This window comes from Anaerorhabdus sp. (assembly GCF_036641015.1).
Taxonomy (GTDB): domain Bacteria; phylum Bacillota_I; class Bacilli_A; order Erysipelotrichales; family Erysipelotrichaceae; genus Anaerorhabdus.
This window is the reverse complement of record NZ_JAVWFO010000063.1, coordinates 1-8,931: the sequence shown is the minus strand read 5'-3', so window position 1 is coordinate 8,931 and position 8,931 is coordinate 1. Positions and strand designations below refer to the sequence as shown.

Genomic DNA, 8,931 nt, shown 5'->3' with positions numbered 1-8,931 from the left:
TAATACATTTACAGTAGATAATGCAGTGAACATTGTTACTCCATTTTCAACTGCTACACTACGTATTAAGGCGCCATCATTTTGTGAATGATTACTTTCGTGGGATACAGTATTAATTACATAAGTGATATAACCCTTACGTAAGGATTCAATGATTTCGTATGATCCATCACTTAGCTTTCCTTTAACTCTTGTTTTAATGCCATTACGTTTTAAAAACTCTGCAGTTCCATATGTTGCTTCTATGTTGAATCCTAATTTATAGAAACGTTTTATTAAAGGAAGTGCAGTATTTTTATCTTTGTCAGATATCGTTACAAAAATAGTTCCGTAGTTAGTTACCGTTGTACCGCTTGCTTGTAGTGCTTTATAAAGGGCTCTATTTAATTCGTTATCATATCCGATGACTTCTCCTGTGGATTTCATTTCAGGGGATAGTACAGCATCCAAGCCTCGTATTTTAGCAAATGAGAATGTAGGTACTTTTACATACCAACGTGAACTAGTAGGTTGTACAAATGTTCCGTATCCTTGACTTTTCAATGAATGTCCTAGCATGACTTTAGTTGCGATATTTGATACAGGGATAGTTGTTACTTTTGATAAGAATGGTACAGTTCTAGAAGACCTTGGATTTACTTCAATAATAAATACATTCTCATTTTCATCTACGATGAACTGAATATTAAATAAACCGATAATTCCTAATCCTAGACCAAGTGAATTTGTATAGTGAATAATAAGTTCTTTTACTTTATTTGAAATGGACATTGTAGGATAAACACTAATAGAGTCTCCTGAGTGAATACCTGTTTCTTCTACGTGTTCCATGATTCCAGGAATAAATACATCAATACCATCACATATTGCATCTACTTCGAGTTCTTTACCAACAATGTATTTATCAACCAAGACAGGTTGATCTTCATCAACTTGTACAGCTGTTTGTAAATATGTCTTTAGTTGGTTATCATCATTTACTATTTGCATTGCTCTACCACCTAATACATAACTTGGTCGTACAAGGACAGGATAGCCAATTCTGTTAGCGACTTGTATACCATCTTCAATTGTATGAACTGCTTTACCTTTGGGTTGAGGAATATTTAAGGTATTCATTACATGTTCAAATGAATCACGATTTTCTGCTTTTTCAATTGCATCTAAGTTTGTACCAATAATGCTTACTCCGCAAGCGGTAAGTTTTTCTGCAAGGTTTACAGCGGTTTGACCGCCAAGGGTAACAATGACTCCTTCTGGTTTTTCGATATCAAATACATTCATTACATCTTCAATAATTAATGGTTCAAAGTATAATTTATCAGCGATTGTATAATCGGTAGAAAGTGTTTCTGGATTGTTATTAATGATTATGGCTTCATATCCTAATTCTTTAATTGCCCAAATAGCGTGAACGGTTGAGTAATCAAATTCAACACCCTGTCCAATTCTTATAGGACCACTGCCTAATACAATTACTTTTTTATTATTTGTCACTCTATTTTCATCTTTAGATGAATAGGTTGAATAGAAATAAGGAACATAGTTTTGTTGGTGTTTTGCATTATCAACAATACAGTAATTAGGATAAATATTATGTTTCTTTCTTAATTTATAAATCTCAACTTCTGTTGTGTTCCAGCACGAAGCAATAAAACTATCAGCAATAGATAGTATTTTTGCTTCTTTTAATATATTAATATTATTGACGTCATTTTTTAATTTAGATTCGAATTGTATGACATTATTAATTTTTTCAATAAAAAATTGAGTGATTTTTGTAGCATCACTTATTTCTTTTGGTAATGCACCTTTACGTAATGCTTCTGTTATTGCGAATATTCTATCGTCGGTTGGTGTAATAATATAATCTAAACAAGCTTCCTTAGTATAACTTGTAAACTTATTGTGATTAGGATATGGAGAACCAACTTCAAGTCCACGTAAAGCTTTAAATAGGCATTCTTCAATCGTTTTTCCCAAACTCATAACTTCGCCTGTAGCTTTCATTTGTGTTGATAAAACATTTGAAGCGTGAAGGAATTTGTCAAACGGAAATCTTGCAACTTTTGCGACAATATAGTCAATTGTTGGTTCGATTGATGCGGGAATGCCACTTATATCAATTTCATCTAATGTTAATCCAATGGCTATTTTAGCTGTTACTCTTGCGATTGGATAAGCAGTAGCTTTAGATGCTAGAGCACTTGATCTACTTACTCGTGGATTAACTTCGATTAAAAAGTAGTTACATGTATTGGGTTCTAGTGCAAATTGAACATTGCAACCTCCTTCAATTTGTAGCTCTTGGATAATTTTTAAAGCACTATTTTTAAGTGTTGATAATTGTTTTGAAGATAATGTTTGACAAGGTGCAAAAACAATAGAATCTCCAGTATGTATACCAACAGGATCAAAATTTTCCATATCGCATATAGCGATTGCTTTATTTGTTTTATCACGCATTACTTCAAATTCTATTTCTTGGTATCCTTTAATGCTTTTTTCTACTAACACTTGATGTACGGGACTTAGGGCTAGGGCGTGATTCATTAATTCGATAAATTCATCCTCACTATCCACAAATCCACCACCGGTACCGCCAAGGGTATAAGCAGGTCTAAGAACTAGTGGATAACCAATCTCTTTTGCTGCTAGCAGTCCTTCTTGAAGATTGTTTGCGATTTTTGACGCTATGACTGGTTCGTTAATTGATACACACATGTCTTTAAAACATTCTCGATCTTCTGCTTTTTTAATAGAATCAATGGAAGTACCTAAGATTTCCACTTGGCATTCATCTAATACTCCTTTAGTGTGTAGTTGCATAACTAAATTTAGTCCGGTTTGTCCACCAAGTCCTGGAACAATGGCATCTGGTCTTTCGATTCTAATGATTCTAGCAACATATTCAAGAGTTAATGGCTCCATATAAACTTTATCTGCCATATTCGTGTCTGTCATAATAGTAGCTGGATTAGAATTAATTAATACTACTTCGTAACCTTCTTCTTTTAATGCAAGACATGCTTGTGTTCCTGCGTAATCAAACTCTGCAGCTTGACCAATGATAATCGGACCTGAACCGATTACTAATACTTTTTTAATATCTTCTCTTTTTGGCATATATTTACCTCCCGTGTAAACTTAATTTTGTCAAAAAAAAACTGCCAACAACGGTTAACAGTTTAATGAATAACAATAAAAATTTAAAACGAATAAGAAAGGATTCTTACATCTGTTTGAAGTACCATGTTTAATTGCAAAACATTTCATCAGCTGTTCCCCCTCGACTATTCTAGATTAATTCTATAGATGTTTTAAAAAAATGCAAGAATTATTTTTGGGATGATATAAATAACTATATTGAAATCACAAAACTTTCATATGTGATAAAAAAGTAAGGGTGAAAGTACAAATGAATATAAGAGCAAACAAACTATGAAATATGAAGGAAGTGCTCTTTTTCTTGTTTTCAAAATGAAAATCTTAAAAGAATAATGAACCATTTATTAATAAGGGTATAATGTGAAGAAAATAACTAACAAAATAGGCACTAAACATAGTAAAACTATGATAAAATAAATCTAACGTGAGGCGATATAATGAGTAAAATAATTAATCCACAAGAGTGGAGAGAAGCGAGTGAACTAGTGAAGAAAGGTGGTTTAATAGCATTTGCCACTGATACAGTTTATGGGCTAGCTTGTCGTTATGATAATCAAGATGCTCAAAACCGATTGATACATTGTAAAGGTAGACCAGAAGAAAAACCATTTCCACTTGTTGTAGGTAGTTTAGAACAATGTGAAAAGATATGTGTATTAGATGAGCGATCGAGGAAAATATTTAATAAATGGTTACCAGGAGCGATAACGCTAATACTTCCTAAAAAAGCAGAAGTACCAGATCATATAAATAATGGTAAAGATACTTTAGCAATTAGGATGATAGATGGTGAAGGCATTACAGAATTGATATCCGATGTAGGGGTTCCACTATTTCTTACAAGTGCAAATTTATCAGGAGATTCAGTATGCATGAATGCCGAAGAGGTAAATGATCGCCTAGGAGATAAGTTGGATATAATCATTGATGGTAAACATCGTGATGGATTAGCAAGTACTATACTAGACTGTACAAAAAGTGAGTTAATTGTCTTAAGACAAGGACCTATAACACTAGAAGATATTAAGTTATCATTGGAGGAATAATATGAAAGACTTAGAAGTATTACATGCGTTAGAACTTGAAACACAAAGACAAAAACATAACATTGAATTAATTGCATCAGAAAATTTTGTGTCTAAAGATGTACGTGAAGTGACCGGATCAATTCTAACAAACAAGTATGCCGAGGGATATCCTGGTAAACGCTATTATGGTGGATGTGTTGATGTAGACATTATTGAAAACATCGCTAGAGATCGTTTGTGCAAATTGTTTAAAGCTGAACATGCAAATGTACAACCACATTCTGGATCACAAGCAAATATGGGTGTATACATGAGTGTACTTAATCCAGGTGATAAAGTATTAGGTATGGACTTAAGTAGTGGTGGGCATTTAACTCATGGTCATAGTATGAATTTTTCTGGTAAGCTTTATGAATTCCATAGTTATGGTGTAAATTCAGAAACTGAAATGATTGATTATGATGATGTGCTAAGAATTGCTTTAGAAGTTAAACCACAAATGATTGTTTGTGGGGCAAGTGCTTATCCACGTGAAATTGATTTTTCTAAGTTTAGAGAGATTGCTGATAAAGTAGGGGCATATTTAATGGTAGATATGGCACATATTGCTGGTTTAGTTGCGACTGGCTATCATATGTCACCAGTTCCTTATGCTGATTTTGTGACTTCAACAACTCATAAGACATTACGTGGACCTCGTGGTGGAATTATTTTATGTAAAGAAAAATATGCGGCTGCTTTAGATAAAACAATATTCCCTGGTATTCAAGGTGGACCATTGATGCATGTTATTGCAGGTAAAGCTGTGTGTTTTAATGAAGCATTAGATCCTTCATTTAAAGAATATATTAAACAGGTAGTTGATAATTGCAAAGTACTTGCTGAAGAATTAGTAAAAGAAGGTTTTAGAATAGTAACAGGTGGTACTGATAATCACTTAATTTTAGTAGATGTTAAATCTATTGGGTTAACTGGAAAAGAAGCAGAGCGTATTTTAGATGAAATTAATATTACTTGTAACAAGAATACAATTCCATTTGATACTGAGAAACCATTTGTAACAAGTGGTATTCGTTTAGGGACTGCAGCTATGACTACAAAAGGATTTAAAGAAGAAGAGTTTAAAAAAGTTGCTAGATGGATTTCTGATGTGCTTAAAAATCCAAGTGAAGAAAATATTGCAAAAATTAAAGATGAGGTTGTTGCGCTAACTGAGCAGTTTATTTTCGAATAAATAGCAAAAATGGAGGAGCAATATGTTGAATGAAACCACATGCGAGTTAATTGTTATTTCGAATGACCAAACAAACCAAGAGAAATTTAGACAATATATTAGTGATGATAAAATTAATTTTGAAATATCTAATATATTTTTAGACACCTTTTTAGAAAGTTATGATGGTTTCATATTTGATGGTTTGACATCATTTCCTGAATCATTAATTAAACATATGGATTATAATTCATATGCGTTGATAGCGACAAAAGAAGAGATGATTAAATTATTAAATAAATATCCAAATTGTAGTGAATATTTTGTTTGGATTGATTCAAGTGGAGAAAACATAATGGGTTACCAAATACATCAGTTTACTTCTCACTTAATGAAAAATAAGAAAAGTAACATTTATGAAATATTCTTAAATACACTTATTGATAGTGTGCCAGATTTAGTTTGGTTTAAAGATTTAAAGGGATCTCATTTAAAGATTAATGATGCTTTTTGCAAAGCTGTTGGAAAAACAAAAAAACAATGTGAAAATCGTGGGCATTATTACATATGGGATATAGAACCTGATGAATATGCTGATGGGGAGTATGTTTGCCTTGAAACTGAACAGGAAGTTATTAAACGAAAAAAAACTTGTTTGTTTGATGAGAAAGTTTTGAGTAAAAATGGGCTTAGGCAGTTTAAGACATATAAATCACCATTATTTGATAAGAAAAACAGAATGCTTGGCACTGTTGGTATTGCAAAGGATGTTACGGATTTACAAAATATTGGTCGAGAATTAGAAGTTATTCTTGAAAGTATACCGCTTGCTACATTAGTTGTTGATCACTTGGGTGAATGTGTTTACAGTAATATAAAATTTAGTGAATATTTTAAACTTAGTACTGAAGATTTAGCGAAGACTACTTATGATAAATTTTGTAAAAATTCTTTAGGAATATCAAGTAAAGAACTTGAAAGTACAACGTTAAAAGAAGTTACTTTAAATCAAAATAATCAAACAAAAGTTTATCGAATTCAACAACAAAGTATTGCGGATATATTTGGAAATCACTTTGGGCATTTCTTTATTGCCTTAGACATAACAAAAGAAAGTCAGCTTCAAGATGAAATTGTTGAAAGTGCTAATACTGATTTTTTAACAGGACTATATAATCGTCGTTATCTTTATGAAACAATTACTAAACGCATTAAAGAGAAACCACTTTGTGTCGTATATTTTGACTTGGATAAGTTTAAAAGTGTTAACGATAATTTCGGACACAGAGAAGGTGATCGTGCATTAATATTAATGGCTTCACTATTACGCGACTATTTTAAAGATACGGTTGTATCACGTGTAGGTGGAGATGAATTTGTGGTTTCTTATTTTGATGGTTTCGACTATGAAAGAGTTCAAGAAGATGTTGAAAAATTTATTGCCTATATTAATGAAGAATTTGATAAAGATGATCATTTTAAATCATTATCTAGTTGTGCAGGTATCACATATAATACCAATTTGGATGCGAAAACAGATGATTTAATTTCACATGCTGATTATGCGCTTTATGAAGCTAAATCAAAAGGTAAATCACAGTGGTCTGTTTATAAGGAATAATTCAATTTATTCATATAAATCACAATTGGAAATATAGAACTTTATAAGGGTAAATGATATAATTACAAGGAATGAAAGAAAGAGGGACACACATGTTAAATGTTTTGAATCATCCACTTATTACTCACAAGCTAGCGCAAATGAGAAAAATCGAAACTGGTACTAAAGATTTTAGACAAAATCTCGATGAAATTGCTGGTTTAATGGCTTATGAAATTTGCCGCGATTTACCTGTAAAGGAAGTTGTTGTTCAAACTCCAGTATCTGAATGTAAAACATTCGAATTATCGAAGGAAATTGTATTAGTGCCAATTCTTCGTGCAGGGCTTGGTCTTGTCAATGGAATTACCGATTTAATTCCTACTGCTAAAGTTGGTTTTATTGGTTTATATCGTGATGAGGAAACACTTATGCCTCATGAGTATTTTGCTAAATTTCCAAGTACTATGCCTGATGCAGTTACAATGGTTTTGGATCCAATGTTAGCAACTGGAGGTAGTGCAATTGCTGCTATTGAAAACATTAAAAAAAGAGGTGCTAAGTTAATTAAATTAGTATGTCTTGTAGGAGCACCAGAGGGTGTTAAAGCAGTGGAAGAGGCACATCCAGACGTTGATATTTACTTAGCAGCACTGGATGAAAAACTAAACGAAAAAGGTTATATTGTGCCAGGTTTAGGAGACGCTGGGGACCGTATTTTCGGAACTAAATAATGAAAGCAATTGCGCAAGCGTTATCTTTAGGATTTACTGTTATTGCGAATATAGTATTAGGATGTGGAATTGGATATGTACTAGATCACTGGTTACATACAACTCCATTTTTCTTAATACTGGGTATTCTTTTAGGGACAGTGAGTGCATTTTTATCGCTTTATGCAATGGTGGTGAAAAAATGAATGTTGAATTACAAAGAACAATAAAGCCTACTCTTATTCTTTGTGGAGTTGGTATGATAATTGGTTTCTTCTTTGATTATCGTATTAGCCTATCGATTCTTGTAGGGACATTAGTGTCAATACTTCACCTAAATCGATTAGAGAGAAGTATCACTAAAGGTCTTGCGAATCAACAAAAACTAGGTGGTTGGGCATTTATGTTTTTTACAGATTTTATTTTGTTAGCGATTCCGTTTATGCTTGCGATTATATTTCCTCAAGTATTTGAGTTAATTGGAGCGGCAATTGGATTATTAATAAATAAATTTGTGATTTATGGAATGAATATTAGAAGAAAGGAGAAGTAGTATGGGAATTACGATTACAATACAACGTGAAGTCCCTTATATTCTTGGCTTAGTTGCTTTGATTAGTGGATTATGTGTTTGGATTGGTCATAAAATTAAAAATACGGATCCTTTAGATAAACCAAAAGGTGTTGTTATGCTGGCATGTTGGTTGGTTGAAATTATTGATAATAATGTTATATCTATAGTGGATAAGAAACATGCAAAGCGATTAGGACCATACATAGGAACAATCGCAATTTATATCTTTCTTTCAAATATTAGTGGTTTGTTTGGATTATTTCCACCAACCCAAAATTATAGTGTAACGTTAACGTTGGCATTAATAACTTGGATTATGATCCAATATACATGTATTAAGGAAAATGGCTTAGGATCTTATTTGCATGGTTATATTGAGCCTTTCCCACTTTTTCTAGTACCAAATATATTTGGTCGTATCGCACCACTTATTTCGATGAGTCTACGTTTGTTTGGAAACATCTTAAGTGGGGGAATTATTATGTCACTTGTTTATTCATTTACAGGGTTTGTATCTAATGCAGTCGTTGGGTTATTTGTATCTGATGCAAGTATATTCAACTTTATAGGTCCATTTGTGGCACCGGTACTACATGCGTACTTTGATGTGTTCTCAGGATTTATACAAATGTTTA

The 8,931-nt window shown here is 32.4% G+C and carries 8 protein-coding genes; 7 read left to right on the top strand and 1 reads right to left on the bottom strand.

Translation table 11 applies throughout. The features are described 5' to 3' along the window. A partial coding sequence (gene carB, locus RR430_RS08295; RefSeq protein ID WP_332508920.1) for a carbamoyl-phosphate synthase large subunit occupies positions 1–3,126 on the bottom strand: 3,126 nt, incomplete at its 3' end. A 479-nt stretch (positions 3,127–3,605) separates the two neighbouring features. Between carB and RR430_RS08290 the strand changes: the two genes are divergently transcribed. The 7 genes from RR430_RS08290 to RR430_RS08260 form a co-directional block, all read left to right on the top strand. Next, positions 3,606–4,214: an L-threonylcarbamoyladenylate synthase gene (locus tag RR430_RS08290; RefSeq protein WP_332488600.1), complete on the top strand. Its 609-nt coding sequence runs from the start codon at positions 3,606–3,608 to the stop codon at positions 4,212–4,214. 1 nt (position 4,215) lies between these two features. Next, positions 4,216–5,430, top strand: a complete 1,215-nt coding sequence (glyA, locus tag RR430_RS08285; protein WP_332508919.1) for a serine hydroxymethyltransferase — start codon at positions 4,216–4,218, stop codon at positions 5,428–5,430. A gap of 22 nt (positions 5,431–5,452) precedes the next feature. Beyond that, positions 5,453–7,030: a sensor domain-containing diguanylate cyclase gene (locus RR430_RS08280; RefSeq protein WP_332508918.1), complete on the top strand. Its 1,578-nt coding sequence runs from the start codon at positions 5,453–5,455 to the stop codon at positions 7,028–7,030. Between the two features lie 92 nt (positions 7,031–7,122). Beyond that, the gene (gene upp, locus RR430_RS08275) at positions 7,123–7,743 is read left to right on the top strand and encodes a uracil phosphoribosyltransferase (RefSeq protein WP_332488595.1); all 621 of its coding nucleotides are present in this window, start codon (positions 7,123–7,125) and stop codon (positions 7,741–7,743) included. After that, complete coding sequence (locus tag RR430_RS08270) at positions 7,743–7,928, top strand: AtpZ/AtpI family protein (RefSeq protein WP_332488594.1); 186 nt, start codon at positions 7,743–7,745, stop codon at positions 7,926–7,928. The genes upp and RR430_RS08270 overlap by 1 nt, the downstream gene beginning before the upstream one ends. Beyond that, on the top strand, positions 7,925–8,275 hold the full coding sequence (locus RR430_RS08265; RefSeq protein ID WP_332488593.1) for an ATP synthase subunit I: 351 nt from the start codon (positions 7,925–7,927) through the stop codon (positions 8,273–8,275). Before RR430_RS08270 ends, RR430_RS08265 begins: the two co-directional genes overlap by 4 nt. A gap of 1 nt (position 8,276) precedes the next feature. Further along, the coding region (locus tag RR430_RS08260; protein ID WP_332508917.1) for a F0F1 ATP synthase subunit A at positions 8,277–8,931 on the top strand (655 nt) is incomplete at its 3' end.